The organism is Psychrobacter sp. T6-1 (assembly GCF_052258445.1).
The window spans coordinates 1-620 of the sequence record NZ_JBQQFC010000747.1; the positions used below are offsets into that span (position 1 = coordinate 1).

General features: G+C 44.5%; 1 protein-coding gene. It reads left to right on the forward strand.

Annotated features, from left to right (window positions below; all coding sequences use genetic code 11):
- Nucleotides 1-151: 151 nt before the first annotated feature.
- Nucleotides 152-620 (forward strand): hypothetical protein (locus tag ACTXGO_RS15775; RefSeq protein ID WP_443575184.1); only part of this gene is annotated, 469 nt, incomplete at its 3' end.

The following is a 620-nucleotide window of genomic DNA, read 5'->3' on the forward strand; positions in this document are numbered from 1 at the left end:
CACTAAATCCCAAAGTAGTGAGTCGACAGCACTATATGACTCAGACAAACAAACATTTGTCTTAGCTGCTAGCTAAGTTCATACAAACCTTGTTATGCTATAAGTCTACAAAAAGATTGCACGCTTAACTTACCCTTGGAATGCGCAGTGTATGGCAACGGATACTTGGTTCGTCATCGGGCTTATGACAGTCGTCAGTTTGGCTTGGGGGTCGCTTGCTGTGCCCAAGCTGCGTACTCGCTTGCCAACTATCTACTTGATTGCACGCTCTTGGTGGTGGATGCTAGCCGCTCTATGCTTATGTTATGTGGTCGCCAAAATCAACACAAACGGTCAAGTCTTTAACGCCGAACACCCTTATCAATGGCTGTTGGTCGCCTTTTTTATCGCCATTGGTTTACGTGGTAGTTATGAGATTAGCCGTTTGTGGCGCTCTGAGAGTAAAGCGCGGCTTATCACTAAATTGCAAGCGCGCGGTCTGCAACCCAATACTTTAGCACTGCCTTTTGCGCAAAAGCATATGCTAACGCCAAATAACGCTAATACAGCAAGCCCCGTTAAGCCTTATCTGTATCTTAATGTACTAGATAGCTTTTTTAGTTTTGCCTTTATTACCTTAA